Here is a 21143-nt window from a genome sequence, read left to right on the forward strand (position 1 = left end):
GACAGGGAAGCCTGAATTGAAGGTCAAGGTCGACAAGACTCTGGCGGCATCGATTGTCCTGCACGTCCTCGTGATCGGGTGGGGCCTCGTGTCGTTTTCGACCAGGGCGTATGTGATGCCCGAAGAGGAATCTGTTGCCGTCGACGTGATCTCGTCCGACCAGCTGTCCCACGTCATGGCCGGCCAGAAGGACGGCAAGAAGGAAAATCCCAAGCCGCTGGTCGACAAGGTCGCCGAGGCCAAGCCGGTCGACGACATGGTCGGCAAGGTCGAGGAGAAGAAGCCGCCGGTGGTGACCGAAACCGCGCCGCAGCCGACGCCGAAGGTGGAGAAGCCGGAAGACAAGAAGCCGGATCCGCCGAAGAAGGTCGAGAACAAGCCGAAGGAAGAGCCAAAGCCGGTCGAGAAGAAGCCCGATCCGGTGAAGCCCGATCCGATCGCGGAAGCGATCAAGAAGGAAGAGAAGAAGCCGCCGCCTAAACCGGTGCAGCAGGCTGCCAAGCCGCCGCCGGAGCAGAAGCCGAAGGATCGCGTGTTCGACCAGAGCAAGATCGCAGCACTGCTCGACAAGCGCGACCCGACGCGGGCCGCGGCGACCGGCGATGCGCTCAATGCCAACGCTGCGCTCGGCACCGCGAGGGGCAAGGCCGCCGACAACTCCGCGACCTGGGGCGCGATGTTCAGGCAGCAGGTCGAGCGCTGCTGGAAAAACAAGCCTTATGGCAGCCTTGAAGAGCAGCGGACCCAGGTGGTGATCGACGTCGATCTGAAGCGCGACGGCACTCTCGCGCGCATGCCGGTGGCCGAAGGCACTCCGGCAACGCCGTACATGCGTGTCTATCAGGAGAGCGCCCTGCGCGCGATCATCGACTGTCAGCCCTACAATCTGCCCGCGGGTTGGTTCGAAGAATGGAAAGCATTCGCGCCCGTGTTCAAAGAGAATAATACCTGAGATCAGCCGTGACGTTTGGCCAATAGCAGACAAAGTCTACCGACAATGACCGACAACAATGATTTGCGTGCAATGACGTTTCGCCTCAACCGCCGCCAGATGATTTCCGGCATGGCCGCGATTTCCGCGTTCGCCGGCGCGCCGTTCCGTCCAGCCATCGGACAGGAAGGCGGGCGCAAGCAGATTCCGGTCCCCGGCGGCGAGTTCGCGCCGGTGCCGATTGCGATCCCGAATTTTTCGGCTGGTACGCCCGGTGACACCGAGGTCGGCGTCGGTGTCGCGCAGGTCATCACCAACAACCTGAAGCGCAGCGGCTTGTTCGCGCCGATCGATCAGGCGGCGTTTCTCGAGAAGCAGGTCAATATCGACGCGCCGCCGAACCTGAACAACTGGAAGAGCGTCAATGCGCAGGCGTTGGTCGTCGGGCGCATGACGCGCCAGGGCAACGGCCGTGTGAAGGCGGAATTCCGGCTCTGGGACGTCAGCACCGGCCAGCAGCTCGCCGGCCAGTCATACGACACGTCGGCGGACTACTGGCGCCGTATCGCGCATATCATCTCCGACCAGATCTACGAACGGATGACCGGTGAGAAGGGCTATTTCGATACCCGTGTCGTGTTCGTCGACGAGAGCGGCGCCGCGGATCGCCGCGTCAAGCGCCTCGCGCTGATGGACCAGGACGGCGCCAATGTGCGCTACCTGACCCGCGGCGCGGATCTCGTGCTGACGCCGCGCTTCTCGCCGTCGACCCAGGAGATCACCTATATGGAGTTCGGGCAGGGCGACCCGCGGGTCTATCTGCTCAACATCGAGACCGGCCAGCGCGAGATCGTCGGCAACTTCCCGGGCATGTCGTTCTCGCCGCGCTTCTCGCCCGACGGCCAGCGCGTCATCATGAGCCTGCAGCAGGGCGGCAACTCCAATCTGTTCGTGATGGATCTGCGCTCGAAGTCGATGACGCGGCTGACCGATACGCCGGCGATCGACACCTCGCCGTCCTACGCGCCGGATGGCACGCGGCTCTGCTTCGAATCCGATCGCGGCGGCAAGCCGCAGATCTATGTGATGCCGGCAACCGGCGGGCAGGCGCAGCGCATCTCGTTCGGCGACGGCACCTATTCGACGCCGGTGTGGTCGCCGCGCGGCGACTACATCGCCTTCACCAAGCAGGGCGGCGGGCAGTTCGCGATCGGGATCATGAAGCCGGACGGCTCGGGTGAGCGCATCCTGACCTCAGGCTTCCACAATGAGGGCCCGACCTTTGCGCCCAACGGCCGTGTCGTGATGTTCTTCCGCGATCCCGGTGGTAACAGCGGACCGTCGCTGTTCACCATCGACGTCTCCGGGCGCAACGAACTGCGGGTGCCGACCCCGGGCTTTGCCTCCGATCCCGCCTGGTCGCCGCTGTTGTCATGAGCTTTCGCCGACCGGTACGGGGGAACCACGGGGCTGGTCGGCACTTCTTACCTAGCGCACTGATTTTGATAGTGAATTCGGTAAGTCGAGGGGTCGCGGAAACGACTCGCTAACGATGTTCCCTCAGAAAGACTTCACCTGCGGTCAGTAAGAGTGCGAGCTGAAAAGGACGCGCGCTCTCACAATGCAGTTTGCAAGTCAGACGGGAGAACCGGACCGGTCGATGTCGCCGACGATTTCCGCGGCGCTCGTCGATTCGCTGTTCATGAACCCCGCGCCCATGATCTTCGGCGCCTTCGGCCCCGCCATCGCGGGCGCCGTGATTGCGGCTGTCACCGGCAATCTGCTGTCCTGGCTGTGCGTACCGCTGTTCATTGTGGTCGGACTGGCGCGCGCGCTCCAGATGTATCGCTATCAGCAGCGCAATTCCCGGCTCACCATCGAAGAGTCCGTGACCTGGGAGAAGCGCTACCGGCTCGGCACCATCGCCTACGGCATTTCGCTCGGCGTCTGGGGCGTCACCGTCCTGCTGACGACCAAGGACGCTGCGGCGCATATGTTGTGCGTGACCACGGTTGTCGCCTACACGTCGGCGGGGGTCGGGCGGACCTTCGGCCGGCCGCAGATCTTCCACATGCATCTGTTGATGTCGATCGGTCCCCTGATCGCGGCACTGATGTATGTCGGCGGTCCCTATCACATCGCGCTCGCGCTGCTCAGCCTGGTGTTCTTCAGCGCGATCCGTCACCTCACTTCGAGCTTGCAGCGCATCTACGTCAATGCCTGGATCGCCAAGGAGCGCGAGGCCGCGCTGGCCGGCCAGTTCGACACCGCACTGAACAACATGCCCCACGGCCTGTGCATGTTCAGCGCCGACGGCCGGCTCGCGGTGATGAACCACCGCTTCATCGAGATGATGCAGCTGTCCGACGACTTCGTGCAGCGCGGTGCCAGTGCCGCCGACATCTGCGATGCGTGCGTGCTGTCCGGTGCGATCTCGGCGGCGGCGGCGCAACAGATCCTCTACGAGATCGAGAGCTCGCAGCGCGGCGATATCATCACCAGCGATCCGGATCCGGGCAAAAACCGCTCGCTCGACTGGACGTTCCAGCCGATGGCCGGTGGCGGCACGGTCGTGCTGGTCGAGGACATCACCGAGCGCAAGGATGCCGAGGCCAGGATCAGCCATCTGGCGCGCTACGACGAACTGACCGCGCTGCCCAACCGCGTCAATTTCCGCGACGAGATCGTCCGGCTGCTCGCCATGCAGCACTGCGACCATCGTTCCGCATTGCTGTTCGTCGACCTCGACCAGTTCAAGCAGGTCAACGACACGCTCGGCCATCCCTGCGGCGACCAGCTGCTTTGCGCGGTCGCGGAGCGGCTGCGCGAGATGCTGCGTCCTGAGGATTTCGTGGCGCGGTTCGGCGGCGACGAGTTCGTGGTGTTCCAGCAGAACATCCATTCGCATGAGGACGCCGCCGCGCTGGCGCGGCGCATCGTCGACCGCCTCAGCGAGCGCTACAAGATCGACAATCACCTGGTCGAGATCGGCGCCAGCGTCGGCATCGCGATGACCGCGCCGGGGGTCAGCGCCGACACGCTGTTGAAGAACGCCGACATGGCGCTCTACCGCGCCAAGGCCGACGGCCGCGGCACCTTCTGCTTCTTCCGCGACGAGATGGCGCAAACCGTCGAAGCCCGCCGCATTCTCGAGCTCGATCTGCGCAAGGCGCTCGCCAACGAGGAGTTCGAGCTGTTCTACCAGCCGCTGATCAACCTGAAGTCCGGCAAGGTCTCGACCTGCGAGGCGCTGTTGCGCTGGAACCATCCGGCGCGCGGCACCGTCTCTCCGGTCGACATCATTCCGGTCGCCGAGGATATGGGCCTGATCGTCGATCTCGGCCGCTGGATCCTGCGCAAGGCCTGCATGGAATGCATGAAGTGGCCCGAAGCGGTCAGCGTCGCGGTCAACTTCTCGCCGCAGCAGTTCCATCAGCGCGACGTGCTGAGCGAGGTACGCTACGCACTCGAGGTTTCCGGGCTGCCGGCGCACCGGCTCGAGATCGAGATCACCGAATCCTCACTGCTGCACAACACCGAGCTGACCCACGACGTGCTGTCGCAGCTGCGTTCGCTCGGCGTGCGGATCTCGCTGGACGATTTCGGCACCGGCTACTCGTCGCTCAGCTATTTGCACAATTTCCCGCTGCAGAAGGTCAAGATCGATCGCTCCTTCCTCGAAGGCATCGACAGCGACCGTCCGCTGACGCTGCTCCGCGGGGTGGCGCGGCTGTCGGCGGACCTCGGCATGTCGGTGGTGGTCGAGGGCATCGAGACCAATGAGCAGTTGGAACTCATCAGTGCCGACGGCGCGGTGACCGAAGCGCAAGGATACCTGTTCAGCCGGCCGGTTCCCGCGGTCCGCATCCGCCAACTGCTCAATGCCTCGCATGGCCGGCGGCCCGACGAGCAATTGCACGTGGTTCCGTCGCGCTCGATCGCCTGACTTAATCGAACACCTTCAATTGGCAGTTGTGCATGCGTCCGGGTGCACTTCTCGAAATGCACTCTTGCGGTCACAAGTTAACCGTACTGGCTCGATTGCTTTGACGGAAATTAAGAAGCTGTTAATCTTTTGGCTGCGCGTTGAAGTTGTTGGGTTGTTCAGGGGAGTACCACATGAGGTCCGCGGCCGAAGCCATCAAGCCCGCGACAGGAAGGCTTGCGGACCCCCTCGATCAAGTCGACTACCGCCTCGCTCAGACACCGGAACAGAAAGACGAGATCTACCGGCTCCGCTATCGCGCCTATCTGCGCGAGGGCGCGATCCGGGCCTCGGCGGATGAGCGCGTGGTCGACCAGTTCGATGATGCGCCGAATGCCTGGGTGTTCGGGGTCTATCTGCAAGGCGAGCTCTGCAGCTCGATCCGCATCACGGTCGTGACTCCGGAATGGCGCTCCTCGCCGACGCTCGACGTGTTCGGCGACATACTGCTGCCGAAACTCGATCAGGGCATGGTCTTCATCGACTCCACGCGCTTCGTCGCGGACCCCGACAAGGCACGGAACATTCCGGAACTGCCGTATGTCACGGTGCGCCTCGGCTCGACCGCGGGCGTGCACTTCAATGCCGATTACGGCCTGGCGCCGGTGCGGCCCGAGCACATGGCGTTCTACCGGCGCGTGTTCCTGCATGAGACCTGGTCGGAGGCGCGGCTCTATCCCGGGCTGGTCAAGCCGGTCGGCTTGATGGCGTCGCATCTGCCGTCAGTGCGCGAACGCGTGCTCGCCCGGTATCCGTTCCTGCGCTCCAGCGCCTTCGAGCGGCGCATGCTGTTCGATCGGGAAGGCCAGTTACAGCCCGACGGCATCGTCCGGCCGTTCGAGCGCGCGTCGATCGTACCAAATTCCTGAGGGAAGCGGCGGACACCCGCCGATCTCGCACCTGGGATATCGACCGGCTGTTGCGCGCGGGCCAGATTGTCCTGCAAAAGCGGCCGGTTCCCGCGAAGCTTGCCTTCCCTTCACCGTCGCGCCACATTTGCCACCCATTAACCATCGGGGGCGCTTTCCGGCATTGCCTGGCATTTGATGGGGTCCAGCAAGGTCTCGTCAAGGTTGACGGAACGTTCGCTTAACCATCGCCCTGTAGATCGATTGGGTAGTACGAAGAGCGTGAGCGTGGAGGCTCCGGGAATGAATTATCTCCAGGGTATGAAGCTGGTTGCGGTTCTGGCGGTGGCGCTGTCGATGGGCGCCTGCGCCAACAAGAACCCGTTGGACGCCAATGGCGCGATTGGGGGCGCCGCGACCCCGGGTAGCCAGCAGGATTTCGTGGTCAATGTCGGCGATCGCGTGTTCTTTGAGAGCGATCAGACCGATCTGAGCCCGCAAGCGACCGCGACCCTCGACAAGCAGGCGCAGTGGCTGCAGACCTATAACCGCTATTCCTTCACCATCGAAGGACACGCCGACGAGCGCGGCACGCGCGAATACAACATCGCGCTCGGTGCCCGCCGTGCTCAGTCGGTCCGCGCCTATCTCGCCTCGCGCGGCATCGATCCGAGCCGCATGCGCACCATTTCCTACGGCAAGGAGCGCCCGGTCGCGGTCTGCAACGACATCTCTTGCTGGTCGCAGAACCGCCGCGCCGTCACCGTGCTGAACGCCAGCTCCTGACGCGACCCTGCGTGCATTTCTTTGCAAACCGGCGCCCTCGGGCGCCGGTTTTGTTTTGGCCGATACGTGCCTTCAGCTTGATGAACGAAGCTGCGCGCAATTGGCCGCTTGCTTGTTCCGGCGTCCGTACTAAACCGGTGTCAGCGACGCTGTCTTGAGACGCTGTCCTGGATTTGAACTGCCAGTCACAATTCCGGCGTACTCCGTCCCTCAATGTCGCTCGCTTTTCACGTCGATCTCGTCGTCAGGGCAAAATGTCATCCAGGCTTCATTTACTTTCCTCCGCCGCGGCGATCGCGGCGCTGCTCGCCGTTTCTGCTCCAGTGTTTGCCCAATCCGACGATTCAGACGCGGAGATGCGCATCGAGCGGCTCGAAAACCAGCTGCGGCAGCTGACCGGCCAGAACGAGGAGCTGCAATATCGCAACCGCCAGCTCGAGGAGCGGCTGCGTCAGCTTGGCGGCCAGCCACCCGGACAGGGCGGACAGCCTCCGGCAGGCCAGCCCAGTGTCGCGGCGGTGCCGCCGGCGCAGCAGCCGCAGGCTTACCCGCCAGCGCAGCCTGGGTACGGGGCGCCGCAGCAGGGATATGGCCGCCAGCCACAGGGCGGCTATGACCAGCAGCAGATCGCAGCGCCGGCGCCGATCGTGCAGGAGCCGGTGGTTGCCGCGCCGCCAGGCAGCGGCCGCCGCGGACGTGGCGACGCCTTCGACCCGAACCAGAACCCGAATGCCCCGGGGGTGCCGCGCGCACTCGGTGGCGGCCAGATGCCGATGCCGGGCGACGCTCAGGTCGGTGCGCCCGGCGGTCGCGGCGCGGGGAGCCGCTCAATCTCGGCAACACCAGCCCGCAGCCGGCCCCGGGGGCGCGCGCGGCCCTGACCACTCTGCCGCCGTCGGCGACGCCGAAGGACGAGTTCGACCTCGGCATCGGCTACATCCAGCGCAAGGACTATGCGCTCGCCGAAGAGACGATGAAGAACTTCGCCCAGAAATATCCGAGCGACCCGCTGGTGGCGGACTCGCAATACTGGCTTGGCGAAAGCTATTTCCAGCGCCAGCAATATCGCGACGCCGCGGAGACCTTCCTTGGGGTGACCACCAAGTTCGACAAGTCGGCCAAGGCGCCTGACGCCCTGCTGCGGCTCGGCCAGTCGCTGGCGGCGCTCAAGGAGAAGGAAGCCGCCTGCGCCGCATTCGGCGAGATCACGCGGAAATATCCGCGTGCCTCCGGCGGGGTCAAAGCCGCGGTTGACCGCGAGCAGAAGCGCGTGAAGTGCTAAACCGGCAAGGAGAGGCCGCCTCCGGCCTCTCCGCGATATGCTGGTTTTGCGATGCTAGAGGATCAAACGGTCATCACGGCAAGGGACGCCAAGCGCCTGTTCGCAGGGCTTGCAGCTGCGCCCACGCTCGTGCTGGCGGTGTCCGGCGGTCCTGATTCAGTCGCGCTGATGTGGCTGGCCGCGCGCTGGCGCCGTGCGCTCGCGAAAGGCCCCCGGCTGGTGGCGGTGACCGTGGATCACGGCCTGCGCCGGGAGGCGGCGCGCGAGGCGCGCGACGTCAAGCGGCTGGCGCGCAGCCTCGATTTGCCCCATCACACGTTGCGCTGGAGCGGGCCGAAGCCCGGGACCGGCGTGCCGGCGGCGGCACGCGAGGCGCGCTATCGCCTGCTCGCGCAAGCCGCGCGCAAGCACGGCGCCACGCATATCCTGACCGCCCACACCCGCGACGACCAGGCCGAGACGTTGTTGATGCGGCTGCTGCGCGGCAGCGGCGTTGCGGGACTGTCAGCGATGGCGCGCGAGACCGAGCGTGACGGGATTTTGCTGACGCGGCCTCTGCTCGATGTCGCGAAGGCGCAATTGATCGCAACGCTGAAGCGGGCGGGCGTCGGCTTTGCCGACGATCCGACCAACCGCGATCCGGCTTTCACGCGTCCGCGGCTGCGCGCGCTGATGCCGGTCCTGGCTGAGGAGGGCGGCGACGCGCGGAACCTGGCACGGCTGGCAGCGCGGATCGCGCGCGCCAACGCGGCCCTGGAAGTACAGGTCGATGACGCCGAGCGCTATCTTGCGTTGAAAGATGAGGATGGACCGCACGCCGGTTTCGATGCCGGATCATTCGCCGTGACGCCCGAGGAAATCCGGCTTCGTCTGCTCAAGCGAGCGATCGACCGGATCGGGCATGAGGGGCCGGCCGAACTCGGCAAGGTGGAAACCCTGCTCGCAGCCCTCGATGGGGCCCTGGCGAAACGCGAACCCAAGCTGAAACAGACGCTTGCCGGAGCCGTCGTCAGCCTTGCCGGCGGCCGTATCACGATCGCCCCGGCGCCCCCGCGCCGGGTGCGTTCACGCTGAGCCGGGTTCGATTGTTTCAATCGCTGTCATAATCCGGCAAGGTGGCTTAACCACCCCGAAAAAACACCGGATTTAGCGCCATTTTTTGACCGGGAATCGCGCTAGGATGCGGTAAATAGTCGTGCGTGGTTCCCTTGGCATCGACCCCAGCGGCACCTAGATTGTATGCCATCGACGGGATGGATTCCCTGGGGATTCCCACAGAGCCTGCCCAAGGATAGAGAGAGGCCGCGATCCGCGCGACCACCGAAGGAAGACCATGAACGCCAATCTGCGGAATTTCGCCCTCTGGGTCATCATTGTCCTGCTGTTGCTGGCGTTGTTCACGCTTTTCCAGAATCCTGGCCAGCGCTCGTCGTCCTCGGATGTTTCGTTCTCGCAGCTCCTCACCGAGGTCGACAAGGGCAATGTCCGCGACGTCGTGATCCAGGGGCCAGAGATCCACGGCACCTTCAACAACGGCACCAGCTTCCAGACCTATGCGCCGAGCGATCCGACGCTCGTGAAGCGTCTGTATGATGCCAAGGTACAAATCACCGCGAAGGCGCCCGGCGACAACGTGCCGTGGTTCGTTTCGCTGCTCGTCTCCTGGTTGCCGTTCATCGCACTGATCGGCGTCTGGATCTTCCTGTCGCGGCAGATGCAGGGCGGCGCCGGCAAGGCGATGGGCTTCGGCAAGTCGCGCGCCAAGATGCTGACCGAGGCGCACGGCCGCGTCACCTTTGAGGACGTCGCTGGCGTCGACGAGGCCAAGCAGGACCTTCAGGAGATCGTCGAGTTCCTCCGTGACCCCGGCAAGTTCCAGCGGCTCGGCGGACGGATTCCGCGCGGCGTGCTGCTGGTCGGCCCTCCCGGCACCGGTAAGACGCTGATCGCGCGCGCGGTGGCCGGCGAAGCCAATGTGCCGTTCTTCACCATCTCCGGTTCGGACTTCGTCGAGATGTTCGTCGGCGTCGGCGCGAGCCGTGTCCGCGATATGTTCGAGCAGGCCAAGAAGAACGCGCCCTGCATCATCTTCATCGACGAAATCGACGCGGTCGGCCGTCATCGCGGCGCCGGCCTCGGCGGCGGCAATGACGAGCGCGAGCAGACGCTGAACCAGTTGCTGGTCGAGATGGACGGCTTCGAGGCCAATGAAGGCGTGATCCTGATCGCGGCGACCAACCGTCCCGACGTGCTCGATCCCGCGCTGCTGCGTCCCGGCCGCTTCGACCGCCAGGTCGTGGTGCCGAATCCGGACGTCGTCGGTCGCGAGCAGATCCTCAAGGTCCACGTCCGCAAGGTGCCGCTGGCGCCGGATATCAACCTCAAGACCATCGCGCGCGGCACGCCGGGCTTCTCGGGTGCCGACCTGATGAACCTCGTCAACGAGGCCGCGCTGACCGCCGCCCGCCGCAACAAGCGGATGGTGACGCAGGCCGAGTTCGAAGAGGCCAAGGACAAGGTGATGATGGGCGCCGAGCGCAAGTCGCTCGTCATGACCGAGGAAGAGAAGCTGCTGACGGCCTATCACGAGGGCGGCCATGCCATCGTCGGCCTCAACGTCGTCGCCACCGACCCGATCCACAAGGCGACCATCATTCCGCGCGGCCGTGCGCTGGGCATGGTGATGCAGCTGCCGGAACGCGACAAGCTGTCGATGTCGCTGGAGCAGATGACTTCGCGCCTCGCCATCATGATGGGTGGCCGGGTCGCGGAAGAGTTGATCTTCGGTCGCGAGAAGGTGACCTCGGGCGCCGCCTCGGACATCGAGCAGGCGACGCGCCTGGCCCGCATGATGGTGACCCGCTGGGGCCTCTCGGAAGAACTCGGCACGGTCTCCTACGGCGAGAACCAGGACGAGGTGTTCCTCGGCATGTCGGTCTCGCGCACCCAGAACGCGTCCGAGGCGACCGTGCAGAAGATCGATTCCGAGATCAAGCGTCTGGTCGAGGAAGGCTACAAGGAAGCGACCCGTATCCTGACCGAGAAGCACGGCGACCTCGAAGCCCTGGCCAAGGGCCTGCTCGAGTTCGAGACGCTGACCGGCGACGAGATCATCGACCTGCTGAAGGGCAAGAAGCCCAACCGGGAGTCGGTGCTGGAGCCGTCGACGCCGCGCGCCTCGGCGGTGCCGCCGGCCGGCAAGTCTCGTCCGCGTCCCGATCCGGACACCGGCATGGAGCCGCAGCCGCAGGCGTAAGACGCGCCTGCCATGGCCGGCACCTCCGGCAGATCAGTTATCCAAAAGCTCGGCCTCAAGCCGGGCTTTTGTGTTTTTGTCGACGGGTTGTCCGTTCCCTACGGCGACATCGTCGGCGAGTTGCCGGCCGGCGTGCGGCTGACCAAGACGGTGCGGGCGCCGCTCGATGCCGTGCATGTCTTCGCCACTGAGGCGCGTGGGCTCGCGTCGAGGCTCAGGCGTTATCGCGAGGCCATCGCGCCCGATGGCATGGTCTGGGTGTCGTGGCCGAAGAAGACGTCGGGTGTTGTGACCGATCTCAACGACGTGGCCGTGCGCGAGGCGGGGCTCGCGTCCGGCCTGGTCGACGTCAAGGTCTGCGCCGTCGATGCGGTCTGGTCGGGACTGAAATTCGTGATCCCCGTCAAGCAGCGCGACAAGCGCTGAACCGCGGCGAATCTGCTTGGCCTCCATTGCGACGCCGTGGCATCCTCGCGCCAAGCCGTTGAACGGCATGGCCGCGTCGTCCGAACAGCGCGGCAACAAGATGGGGAGGGGAGGCCGATGCGTAAGGCATTCGGCGCGCTTGGCGCCATTTCATTGCTGCTGCTGCCGATCGCTTCATTCGCCGCCGAGATGCGTGGCGTCACGTCGACCGAGATCAGGATCGGCCAGACCATGCCCTATAGCGGGCCGGTGTCGGCGTTCGGTGCGCTCGGCAAGGGCGAGGCCGGCTATTTCAGGATGCTGAACGAGCGCGGCGGCATCAATGGCCGCAAGATCAACTTCATCTCGCTGGACGATTCCTACGCGCCGCCGAAGACGGTGGAGCAGACCCGCCGCCTCGTCGAGAGCGACGAGGTGGCGCTGATCTTCTCCTCGATCGGCACCGCGCACAACACCGCGATCGCAAAGTATCTCCAGGGCAAGAACATCCCGCAGCTGTTCCTCGCCTCCGGCGCCTCGAAGTTCAGCGACATCGCGCAATTCCCGCAGGCGACGATGGGCGTGCAGGCGCCGTTCCGCTACGAGGCGCGGCTCTACGCGCGCTATGCGCTGGCGAAGAATCCGAGCGCAAGGTTCGCCGTGATCTCGCAGAACGACGATTACGGCCGCGACTATCTCGCGGGCCTGAGGGACGTGCTCGGCGAGAGCTACGAGTCTCGCGTTACCATTGCGACCTACGAGATATCGGACCCCACGATCGATTCCCAGATCGTCAAGCTGAAGGCCACCAATGCCGACGTCTTCGTGATCGCGGCAACGCCGAAATTCGCCGCGCAGTCGATCCGCAAGGCCTACGAGATCGGCTGGCGGCCGATGACCTTCCTCTCCAACACCGCGGTGTGGATTTCGACCGTGATGCAGCCGGCCGGCGTCGAGGCCGGTACCGGCATCATCTCCACGGCCTATGTGAAGGATCCGGACGATCCGGCCTGGAAGGACGATCCCGGCATGAAAGGCTGGCGCGAATTCATGACCAGATACCTGCCCGACGGCGATCAGCACGACACCAACTACGTCAACGCCTACAACAGCGCGATGGCGCTGGAAGCGGTGCTGAAGGCGTGCGGCGACGATCTCTCGACCGAGAACATCCTGCGCCAGGCGTTCGCGATCAAGAACCTTGAATTGCCGATGCTGCTGCCCGGCATCAAGGTCAATACGTCGCCGACCGACCACGTGCCGGTCGATCAGATGCAACTGATGCGCTTCAACGGCAAGAGCTGGGATCGCTTCGGCGAGCTGCAGACGGGGAATTGAGGGCGCAGGTCGTCTCTCTCGCGTCATTGCGAGCAGCGTAGCGACGAAGCCATCCAACGCTCCGCAAATGCAATCCAATGGATTGCTTCGCTTCGCTCGCAATGACGGAATGTCTGAGCTGAGGGGCTTTGACGCTAGTTCGAGCTTTCGCTCGCCGGCACCGCGCCGGCCCTCGTCTCGTCCGCTCGCACATGGATGACCGCGATGTCGTCCTTGTACAGCCGCTTCCAGCCCTTGAGATGATCAAGCACGTTTCCGGCCGGAGAGTCCGCGCCCAACAGCGTGGCGTCGATCCGGTACTTGTCGAGCAGCCCCAGCAGCTGGCCGACATCGCGGGCGTCGAGCGCGTCGTAATAGTCGAGCACGAATTGCTCGCCATAGAGCTCGGCGCGGCCGTCGATGAACACCTTCATGTCGCGGCTGACCATGTAGCCGCCGAACGGCGCGGTGCTGAACACCCGCTCCGCCTTGTGCTGCTGGAGCACGTCGACGGCAGCAACCGGCGAGAACATCGGCAGGAATTTGAACGGATGTTGGGCGACGAACATCGTGGTCGTCAGCGATGCGCCGACCAGCATCGCGAGCCCGGCCAGGATCGTGACGACGGGGGCCGAACGGTTGTCCTCGAAGCGAGAGGCGCCTGAGCTTGCCGTGCCCCATTGCTCTGATATCGGCTTGGCGAGCACCAGCGGCGCGATGAAGGCGAACACCTCGATGTTGCGGACATGGCTCAGCGCCATCCAGATCAGGCCGAGCAGCAGCAGGATCCGCGGCACCGGCAAGGTCAGCCTGCGATAGCAGATCAGGCCGATGAGGCCGAGCAGCGTGGCCTCGAAGAAGCTCGGCTTGCTGAAGTCCGCGGGCTTCCATTCGCCAATCAGGGTCAGCAATTTGCCGAGGCTGAGGATCTTGGTGGCGCCGAGCAGGCTGTTCCAGCCATAGGGCGTCACGCAGCTCGCGGCCAATGCGGCAAGACCGAACACGCCCCATTGAACGATGAGCTGGCGGCGGCGGGCCGGCTCCACGTTCCAGATCGCCTCAAGTCCGATCGGCCCGATCAGCGCCAGGCCGAGCACGAAGCCGCCATGCAGATTGGCCCACAGCGTCATCAACGGCAGCAGCCACCATGATGGTGAGGTGCGGCGATCCGCGGCCGCGATCAGGCCGCCGATGAACGCCAGCAACACCGGCAGCGCCAGCACGTGGGGCCGCGCGAGGAAGTGGGTCGTCGACAGCAACAGCGCCAGTGCCGCGATCAGGATCGCGCGCGCCGGATCGAAATGCGGGCTCAGCAGATGCAGGAAGATCGCGACCGTCGCGCCGATCGCGAGCGACGACAGGATCACGGGCCCGGCCCAATCGCCGCCGTAGACCAGCGCGTAAGCCACCTGCGACAGCCACGAGCTCGAGATCCAGGCTTCGCCGTAGTGGGTGAACGAGAATACGTCGGACGTGGGCATCGCGCCGTTGTCGAGAATCCATTGTCCGACCCTGATCTGCCACATCGTGTCGGTATCGCGCAGCAGGATCTCCCCGGCCGAGAGATAGAACAGATAGGCGCCCACGGCGGCGCACAGCGGCACCAGTCCGCGCACCGCGCTACGGCTGCTCACGCTGCTGGTGATCGAGAGTGACATGCGCTTTCTTGTCTTCGGGCCGGGGGATCACAAGGCAACGCCACGCGTGACGTTGCCCGCACTCGACCACGGCTTCCGATAAACTCGGGTAAATGCGGCCGCGACAAAGCTGCGCCGGCCCGAGACCGGTGCCTCGATTTTGAGCGATCATCTTAGCTTGCGGTTCACCATCGCGATCAGGCCTCGACCCGGTGGCCAGCTCTTCCGCAGCGGGCGGCGGCCATCATTTCCAGCGGCCTATGCTTCCATGAGCGGCGGTAACAGTCCTTCGGCTCAATCAGAGGTAGCATGTGGCTGTCGTAAAATCCTTACAATTCCAGCTTGTCATTCAGTTTGAATAGTTGTTCACTTCTTCAGGCGATTGCGGGATCAATCGTTCAAAGCATTGAAGATTCGTGGGTTCTGCCGGTGGGCGCCGGTCAGGGTGCACGGTGGGGGACGGAACGCCATGGTCTACCGGCGAACACATCAGGTCGTAAAACGGCTGGCTGCCCGGCGCAGTGCCATCCTGTCGGCTGCGCGGGACGCGGCGGCGGCGGGCGGCATGGCGGCGGTCCAGATTGCGCCGGTGGCGGTGCGGGCCAATGTCGCCGCAGGTACCGTCTACCGCTATTTCCCGTCGAAGGCCGAGCTGATCTCGGAACTGATCACCGAGGTCTCGCGCGACGAACTGTCCGCGATCAGGCGGGCCGCGGACGCCGCGCCCGGCCCGTCGTCGGCATTGGCCGCCGCGGTGACGACGATTGCGGTCCATGTGCTGTCGCAGCGCAAGCTCGCCTGGGGTATCCTGGCCGAGCCGGTCGACGTCGACGTCACGGCCTCGCGCCTCGCCAGTCGTCGCGATATTTCCGGCGAGCTTGCCATGCGCATCGACGCGGCCGTGCGTGCCGGCCATCTGCCGGCGCAGGACACCGCGCTGGCCGCCACGGCCTTGCTCGGCGCACTGCACGAGGCGCTGGTCGGCCCACTGGCGCCGGCCAATCTCGATGATCCGATCAAGCTGCGCGATGCGGTGCAGACCGTGACGTTGCTGGCACTGCGCGCGGTCGGCGTGATGGACGCGCGCGCGCGAGGTCTGGTGGTGCAGGCGACGACACCGGCCAAGGCACTGGTCGGCGCTTGATACGGCGCCGCGCCGCGAACACTTCCGTCGTATCGGCGTTGTAGCCTTGCGGACCGGGTTCAACCAACCTCACGGAGCAACGCATGACGACCACCCATGGCTCGGCCAAATGGCAGGGCGGCATCAAGGACGGCAAGGGCGCGATCTCGACCAAGAGCGGCGCACTCGCCGATTATCCCTATGGCTTCGCCAGCCGCTTCGAGGGCAAGCCCGGTTCGAATCCCGAGGAGTTGATCGGCGCGGCGCATGCCGCCTGCTTCACGATGGCGCTGTCGCTGATCCTGGGCGAGGCCAAGCTCACCGCCGAGCACATGGAGACCAAGGCCGACGTCACCCTGGAGAAGGTCGCCGACGGCTTCGCCATCACCGCGGTGCATTTGACGCTGTCGGCGAAGATTCCGGGCGCCGATGACGCGACGTTCCAGGAATTGGCCGGCAAGGCGAAGGCCGGATGCCCGGTGTCGAAACTGCTCAACACCAAGATCACGCTCGACGCCTCGTTGCAGGGCTGATCGCGGCGCCTGCGCGTTCGAGCAATGCTGCTTCGGTTCTGATCATTCAAGAACCGAAGCTGCGGTTTCCTGCTCTGGCCGTCAGACCTGCGCGTCGCCGTTCGGCCCGACCGAGGCGATGCGCAGCATGTTGGTGGTGCCGGGCGCGCCGAGCGGCACGCCGGCGACGATGATGACGCGCTGGCCGGCCTTGGCGAAGCCGTCGCGGAATGCGATCGAGCCGGCCCGATCGACCATGTCGTCGAGATCGTGCGCGTCCTCGGCGACCACGCAGTGCACACCCCACACCACCGCCAGCTTGCGGCCGGTGACCAGATTCGGCGTGATCGCGACCACCGGCACCTTCGGGCGCTCGCGCGCCACGCGGATCGCGGTCGAACCCGAGGAGGTCCAGCAGATGATCGCCGACAGGTCGAGCGTTTCGGCGATCTGCCGCGCGGCATCGGCGATGGCATCGCCCACCGTCGGCTCCGGATCGGCACGTTGCGCGTTCAGCACGCCGCGATAGGTCGGGTCGCGCTCCACTTCCTCGCCGATGCGGTTCATGGTCGAGACTGCTTCCACGGGGAATTTGCCGGCCGCGGATTCCGCCGAGAGCATGATGGCATCGGCGCCTTCGTACACCGCGGTGGCGACGTCGGAGACCTCGGCGCGCGTCGGCACCGGGGCCTGGATCATCGATTCCAGCATCTGGGTCGCGACCACCACCGGCTTGCCGGCGCGGCGCGCCATCCGGGTCATCTGCTTCTGTAGGCTCGGCACCCGCTCTAGCGGCAGCTCGACGCCGAGATCGCCGCGCGCCACCATCAGCGCGTCCGACGCGTCGATGATGTCGGCGAGGCGGTCGATCGCCTGCGGCTTCTCGATCTTGGCCATCACGGCGGCGCGGCCGCGGATCATCTTCTTGGCCTCGATCACATCCTCGGCACGCTGCACGAATGACAGCGCGACCCAATCGATTCCCTCCGGCAGCGCGGCTTCGAGATCGGCGCGGTCTTTCGGCGTCATCGCCGAGACCGGCAGATCGGTGTCGGGCAGGCTGACGCCCTTGCGGTCCGACATCTTGCCGCCGATCACCACGCGCGTGACCGCGCGGTCGGGTGAGGTCTCCTCGGCGATCAGCCGCACCTTGCCGTCGTCGAGCAGCAACGCGTGCCCCGGCCGGAGCGCGGCGAGGATTTCGGGATGCGGAAGCTGGACGCGGCTGTTGTCGCCCGGCGTCTTGTCGGAATCCAGGATGAAGTTCTGGCCGTTCTTGAGCTGGGTCGAGCCTTCCGCGAAGGCCCCGAGCCGCAGCTTCGGCCCTTGCAGGTCGACCAGGATGCCGATCGGCCGTCCATAGCTCGATTCGACGTTGCGGATGGTCTTGACCAGCTCCCGCATCTTGTCATGCGGCGTATGGCTCATGTTGATGCGGAAGACGTCGGCACCCGCCTCGAACAGCTTGCGGATCATCGCACTGTCCGAGGAGGCCGGGCCGAGCGTTGCGAGGATCTTGATTCGGCGCAGTCGTCTCATGGTTTGTTTCCGGGCGGCGTTGCGGCTGGCGGCAGACCCGGCGCGCTCGGCGCCGTTGCGCCCGGCGGCGGGTTTTGCAGGCCCGGCATCGCCCCGGGACTTCCCGGGCCTACGCCTCCCGGCATTCCCGGTACTTTCTGCGGCTGTTGTTCGGTGGCTTCGGTCAGCTGGACGGTCCATGCACGCTGCTCGCCGGTGTCGACCTCGAAGAAGCCGGTGCGGTCAAAGCCGCGCGCCAGGCAGTTCTCGGTGCCCTTGATGGTGAATTCCTTGTCGCGCGAGCACATGAAGGCCTGGCCGGACCATTCGCCGCCGCGATCGTAGTCGAGTGCGTAGATGTAGTAGTAGCGCGCCACGAGGTTGCCGCGCAGCAGGGTCTCGCAGGTCCGCGACGACACGTTCCACCAGCCTTCCGTGGTCCAGCCCTCGGCGTCCTTGTAGCCGAGCGCGATTCCGACGCGGCTCGAGGTGTTGTTGCAGAGCCGGAAATCGGCGGCCGCCGGACTCGTCCACAGGCACGCCGCGACGACCGCCAGCACCGGCAGGATGCAGGCCCAGGTCAGGCGGATGGTGCGGGAGACTGAAGCGGGAGAATCTGTTGGGCTCATGCGGCGAAGCTATATCAAATCATTGACGATTTCGCGTGCCCGGCTGGCACTGTCAACGGGCGGGCGCCCATCTCCCAACACGGTGGGACCTGGCGAGTGGTGCCGAGCCGGTCCGTCTTGCGCGCCGAGTTGGCAAAATCTGTGACAATTCCCACCTGATATCAATATGGTGAGCGTCACACACCGGGATCACGATTATGAGCATTGACGACAAAACAAGAACAGAGCTTGAGGCTGCGGTGTTTCGGCGCCTTGTCGGTCATCTGCGCGACCGGACCGATGTGCAGAACATCGACCTGATGAACCTCGCCGGCTTCTGCCGCAACTGCCTGTCCAACTGGATGAAGGAAGAGGCCGACGCCAAGGGCCTTGCGGTGAGCAAGGACGAGAGCCGCGAGGCGGTCTACGGCATGCCCTATGAGGAATGGAAGGCGAAATATCAGGGCAGCGCGACGCCCGAGCAGCTCGCGGCGATGAAGAAGGCCCAAAGCGGGCACTGAATCCCGGCCTGTGTGACATCGGTTCCGTCGACGCGCGCATCTCCTGTGGGCGCGCTGTGGATGAGCGCGATGTTTCCTTGACGGAACGCGCTCCAAAATCGAGGGTCGCCCGCAGCAAGCGGTGCGCAGGACGCGTATTCGCGTCACATTTTCAATGCCTGTTCAGGAGTACGCGATGGCCACCACGTCTGCCGCCGTCAAGGAAGAGCCCGCAACGCGATTTGCCAAGGACCAGCTCAAGTCGATCATCGAGCGCATCGAGCGGCTTGAAGAAGAGAAGAAGACGATCTCGGACGACATCCGCGACGTCTATGCCGAAAGCAAGGGCAACGGATACGACGTCAAGGCGCTGCGCGCGATCATCCGGCTGCGCAAGCAGGATCCGAACGAGCGCATGGAGCAGGAGACCATCCTGGAAACCTACATGCAGGCGCTTGGCATGCTCTGAGGCCTTTGCGGCCTCTGTCCCCGGATAACAGGCTGCGCGCATGCGCAGCCGTTGGCGGGCTTCGCGAAGCCCGGGGGTACCTGACTTTACGTGATGGCTGGCTGTGGACCCGGATTGCGCTTCGCTGCATCCGGGCGCTACGGGCCCGCGTGCGCAGAATGCTCAGAAAGTCGCTTGAAGGAGGCGGCCGCTCAACGCAGCGAGGCGGTGCGCAGCACGAACGACTGGGTGGTCAGCAGGGCGGTGGCGGAGCCCGAGAAGTGGTCGCAGGTCATGCCCATCATCGGATCTTCCGAGAAGGTCATGGCGACGGCGGCCTGCGGCTTCACGAAGTGAGCCCGCATCGTGCTCATGTCGGTGTCGCCGAGCACCGTGGTCAGCATGCCATTGCTTGCGCTCGGCGCCAGCATCACCACGCGCATCCAGATGTCGTTGCCCTTGGCGGCCGAAATCCGCGCCGACGTGGTGATCACGCCCTGGCCGGGCCCACCTTTGGGAACGACGGTGTTGATCTCGGTGCTGGACGCCGCGGCATTGCGCGTCGGACGCACACTGCGCGGGATCGGCGCCGACGCCGCGACGATGTTGGCGCGATCGACCGGCGATCCGGCCGGGACGTAGGCGAGCGCCTTGTTGAAGTTCTCGGTCGCGCTGGCCGTGGTCTGCGGATCGGCGGCGCCAACCGCTTCGCGGGCCTTCAGCGCCGCGATCTGCGCGTCCGAAGCCTGCTTCGGCGCCGCGTCATCGCCCCAGAAGCCACGGGCGTTGATGATGTCGGCGGGCGATTGCGGCGCAGTGTTCTCGGCCGTCTGCACCACCTGGATCGCCGGCTTGGCCTTCGGCATCGGGACCAGCTGTGCGTCGGCGGCGGCGAGCTGGATCGCGGCGGCGAATTGCGGCTTCGCGCGCGGCATCGGAACAGGGTCGGCTGATTTGGCGGGCGCCGCAGCCGCGACCACGGTGTTGGCCGTGGGCTTGTCGTTCACAACGGCTGCGCCTTCGTCGTCACCCGACTTGCCGGCTCCGAACAGCTTCGCGAGCAGGGTCGGCTTGCTGATGACGGCAGCATCGTCGCCATTACCGCGGCGCTCGATGTCGGCCTTGGCGAGCTCATAGCCCTTCAGCGGCGTGCCGTCGGTCGGGACATGGACGGTGCGGCCGTCGGGGAACACCCTGACCAACTGCTCGCGGGTCATGCGCGGCCAGTGGCGAATGCCGCCGGTGTCGAGATGCACGAACGGCGAGCCCGAGGTCGGATAGAAGCCGACGCCGCCGCGCTGAAGGCGTAGGCCGGCGTAGCGGATCTGCTCCAGCGGCACGCCCGGAATGAAGAAGTCCATCGCGTGGCCCAGCATGTGCTGGCTGTGGCGTGCAACGCCCGAGGAGCGGCGGCGCAGCATGGCGTTGGTGGCGGGGGCGCGATAGGCGGAGATGATCTGGATCGGCTGCTTGCCGCCGACGTCGTTATAGACCTCCCAGATGATATCGAACAAATGACGGTCCATCACCGTCTCGTCCTGGGAGCGCCAGTCGCGCAGGAAGTGATTGAGCTGCTTCAGCGCGGCTTCGTCGTAACGGCCGTCGCGCTTGAAGGTGACGGTGAGGTCTTCGCCGGAATGGGTGTGGTGGAAGGAGAGGGTGCGGGTCTGGTTCAGCGCCGTCGCGTCGTGCACCGATCCGGCACCGGCCAACAGCAATAGCGCGGTCAGGCCGACTTGGTACCCGGCCTTGGGCAGCGACAACGGATTGAAGCGGCGTGCGAAGACAGCCAGCACTATAAGCCCACCCAGTCGACGAGCGTTCGGTCGGCATCATTCGCAGACCCCCTGCGAAAGACGGTGAACGCTTTCTTAAAGCGGGAGGGTTAACCGAGGTTTACCGACCCGCCCCCAAGTTAGGCTTAACTAACTGGTCGACTGTGGCAAAAGATAGCCCAGTTCCTCGGCGGCAATGGGTAATGGTTAAC

17 protein-coding genes and 1 pseudogene are annotated in these 21143 nt (G+C 65.1%); 14 read left to right on the top strand and 4 right to left on the bottom strand.

From position 1 onward, the window contains the following. The first annotated feature begins 16 nt into the window (after positions 1-16). The 10 genes and pseudogenes from CWS35_RS11980 (at position 17) to CWS35_RS12025 (ending at position 12831) form a co-directional block, all read left to right on the top strand. Positions 17-952 carry a cell envelope integrity protein TolA gene (locus tag CWS35_RS11980; RefSeq protein ID WP_024584922.1) on the top strand — a complete coding sequence of 312 codons (936 nt, stop codon included), beginning with the start codon at positions 17-19 and terminating at the stop codon, positions 950-952. Between the two features lie 72 nt (positions 953-1024). Further along, a complete protein-coding gene (gene tolB, locus CWS35_RS11985; protein WP_029880235.1) occupies positions 1025-2368 on the top strand; it encodes a Tol-Pal system beta propeller repeat protein TolB in 1344 nt (447 codons plus the stop codon). Positions 2369-2552: 184 nt separating this feature from the next. Further along, positions 2553-4877, top strand: a complete 2325-nt coding sequence (locus CWS35_RS11990) for a bifunctional diguanylate cyclase/phosphodiesterase (RefSeq protein WP_024584924.1) — start codon at positions 2553-2555, stop codon at positions 4875-4877. Positions 4878-5050: 173 nt separating this feature from the next. After that, positions 5051-5785, top strand: a complete 735-nt coding sequence (locus CWS35_RS11995; protein WP_024584925.1) for an acyl-homoserine-lactone synthase — start codon at positions 5051-5053, stop codon at positions 5783-5785. Positions 5786-6067: 282 nt separating this feature from the next. Further along, on the top strand, positions 6068-6550 hold the full coding sequence (pal, locus tag CWS35_RS12000) for a peptidoglycan-associated lipoprotein Pal (RefSeq protein ID WP_016846948.1): 483 nt from the start codon (positions 6068-6070) through the stop codon (positions 6548-6550). Between the two features lie 254 nt (positions 6551-6804). After that, positions 6805-7832: pseudogene (ybgF, locus tag CWS35_RS12005) on the top strand (tol-pal system protein YbgF). A gap of 51 nt (positions 7833-7883) precedes the next feature. Further along, positions 7884-8906 (top strand): tRNA lysidine(34) synthetase TilS, encoded by a 1023-nt coding sequence (tilS, locus tag CWS35_RS12010; protein ID WP_100952004.1) that lies wholly within the window; start codon positions 7884-7886, stop codon positions 8904-8906. Positions 8907-9165: 259 nt separating this feature from the next. Continuing rightward, positions 9166-11088, top strand: coding sequence for an ATP-dependent zinc metalloprotease FtsH (gene ftsH / locus CWS35_RS12015; RefSeq protein ID WP_024584929.1), 1923 nt, complete (start codon positions 9166-9168; stop codon positions 11086-11088). Positions 11089-11100: 12 nt separating this feature from the next. Continuing rightward, on the top strand, positions 11101-11514 hold the full coding sequence (locus CWS35_RS12020) for a DUF3052 family protein (protein ID WP_024584930.1): 414 nt from the start codon (positions 11101-11103) through the stop codon (positions 11512-11514). A 117-nt stretch (positions 11515-11631) separates the two neighbouring features. Then, positions 11632-12831 carry an ABC transporter substrate-binding protein gene (locus CWS35_RS12025; protein ID WP_100952005.1) on the top strand — a complete coding sequence of 400 codons (1200 nt, stop codon included), beginning with the start codon at positions 11632-11634 and terminating at the stop codon, positions 12829-12831. A 134-nt stretch (positions 12832-12965) separates the two neighbouring features. Here CWS35_RS12025 and CWS35_RS12030 read toward each other — a convergent pair whose 3' ends face one another. Continuing rightward, a complete protein-coding gene (locus CWS35_RS12030; protein ID WP_100952006.1) occupies positions 12966-14468 on the bottom strand; it encodes a hypothetical protein in 1503 nt (500 codons plus the stop codon). Between the two features lie 448 nt (positions 14469-14916). Between CWS35_RS12030 and CWS35_RS12035 the strand changes: the two genes are divergently transcribed. Further along, complete coding sequence (locus CWS35_RS12035) at positions 14917-15591, top strand: TetR/AcrR family transcriptional regulator (RefSeq protein ID WP_024584933.1); 675 nt, start codon at positions 14917-14919, stop codon at positions 15589-15591. 83 nt (positions 15592-15674) lie between these two features. Beyond that, positions 15675-16103: an OsmC family protein gene (locus CWS35_RS12040; RefSeq protein WP_024584934.1), complete on the top strand. Its 429-nt coding sequence runs from the start codon at positions 15675-15677 to the stop codon at positions 16101-16103. An 81-nt stretch (positions 16104-16184) separates the two neighbouring features. Here CWS35_RS12040 and pyk read toward each other — a convergent pair whose 3' ends face one another. After that, the gene (pyk, locus tag CWS35_RS12045) at positions 16185-17621 is read right to left on the bottom strand and encodes a pyruvate kinase (RefSeq protein WP_024584935.1); all 1437 of its coding nucleotides are present in this window, start codon (positions 17619-17621) and stop codon (positions 16185-16187) included. Next, complete coding sequence (locus CWS35_RS12050) at positions 17618-18229, bottom strand: DUF1036 domain-containing protein (RefSeq protein ID WP_024584936.1); 612 nt, start codon at positions 18227-18229, stop codon at positions 17618-17620. Before CWS35_RS12050 ends, pyk begins: the two co-directional genes overlap by 4 nt. A gap of 197 nt (positions 18230-18426) precedes the next feature. Here CWS35_RS12050 and CWS35_RS12055 point away from each other — a divergent pair, with 197 nt between their 5' ends. Then, a complete protein-coding gene (locus CWS35_RS12055) occupies positions 18427-18729 on the top strand; it encodes a DUF1244 domain-containing protein (protein WP_024584937.1) in 303 nt (100 codons plus the stop codon). Positions 18730-18904: 175 nt separating this feature from the next. Continuing rightward, positions 18905-19177, top strand: a complete 273-nt coding sequence (locus CWS35_RS12060) for a DUF2312 domain-containing protein (protein ID WP_024584938.1) — start codon at positions 18905-18907, stop codon at positions 19175-19177. Between the two features lie 191 nt (positions 19178-19368). On the opposite strand, the gene CWS35_RS12065 is transcribed toward CWS35_RS12060, so the two are convergent. Continuing rightward, positions 19369-20952, bottom strand: coding sequence for a DUF882 domain-containing protein (locus CWS35_RS12065; protein ID WP_100952007.1), 1584 nt, complete (start codon positions 20950-20952; stop codon positions 19369-19371). Positions 20953-21143 lie beyond the last annotated feature (191 nt).

Origin of the sequence: Bradyrhizobium sp. SK17 (genome assembly GCF_002831585.1) — a bacterium.
GTDB lineage: Bacteria > Pseudomonadota > Alphaproteobacteria > Rhizobiales > Xanthobacteraceae > Bradyrhizobium.

Excerpts from the sequence above, each read along its gene's own strand:
- tolB (WP_029880235.1), top strand. The coding sequence starts at position 1,025 with ATGACGTTTCGCCTCAACCGCCGCCAGATGATTTCCGGCATGGCCGCG.
- CWS35_RS11990 (WP_024584924.1), top strand. The coding sequence starts at position 2,553 with ATGCAGTTTGCAAGTCAGACGGGAGAACCGGACCGGTCGATGTCGCCG.
- CWS35_RS11995 (WP_024584925.1), top strand. The coding sequence starts at position 5,051 with ATGAGGTCCGCGGCCGAAGCCATCAAGCCCGCGACAGGAAGGCTTGCG.
- pal (WP_016846948.1), top strand. The coding sequence starts at position 6,068 with ATGAATTATCTCCAGGGTATGAAGCTGGTTGCGGTTCTGGCGGTGGCG.
- tilS (WP_100952004.1), top strand. The coding sequence starts at position 7,884 with ATGCTAGAGGATCAAACGGTCATCACGGCAAGGGACGCCAAGCGCCTG.
- ftsH (WP_024584929.1), top strand. The coding sequence starts at position 9,166 with ATGAACGCCAATCTGCGGAATTTCGCCCTCTGGGTCATCATTGTCCTG.
- CWS35_RS12020 (WP_024584930.1), top strand. The coding sequence starts at position 11,101 with ATGGCCGGCACCTCCGGCAGATCAGTTATCCAAAAGCTCGGCCTCAAG.
- CWS35_RS12025 (WP_100952005.1), top strand. The coding sequence starts at position 11,632 with ATGCGTAAGGCATTCGGCGCGCTTGGCGCCATTTCATTGCTGCTGCTG.
- CWS35_RS12030 (WP_100952006.1), bottom strand. The coding sequence starts at position 14,468 with ATGTCACTCTCGATCACCAGCAGCGTGAGCAGCCGTAGCGCGGTGCGC.
- CWS35_RS12035 (WP_024584933.1), top strand. The coding sequence starts at position 14,917 with ATGGTCTACCGGCGAACACATCAGGTCGTAAAACGGCTGGCTGCCCGG.
- CWS35_RS12040 (WP_024584934.1), top strand. The coding sequence starts at position 15,675 with ATGACGACCACCCATGGCTCGGCCAAATGGCAGGGCGGCATCAAGGAC.
- pyk (WP_024584935.1), bottom strand. The coding sequence starts at position 17,621 with ATGAGACGACTGCGCCGAATCAAGATCCTCGCAACGCTCGGCCCGGCC.
- CWS35_RS12050 (WP_024584936.1), bottom strand. The coding sequence starts at position 18,229 with ATGAGCCCAACAGATTCTCCCGCTTCAGTCTCCCGCACCATCCGCCTG.
- CWS35_RS12055 (WP_024584937.1), top strand. The coding sequence starts at position 18,427 with ATGAGCATTGACGACAAAACAAGAACAGAGCTTGAGGCTGCGGTGTTT.
- CWS35_RS12060 (WP_024584938.1), top strand. The coding sequence starts at position 18,905 with ATGGCCACCACGTCTGCCGCCGTCAAGGAAGAGCCCGCAACGCGATTT.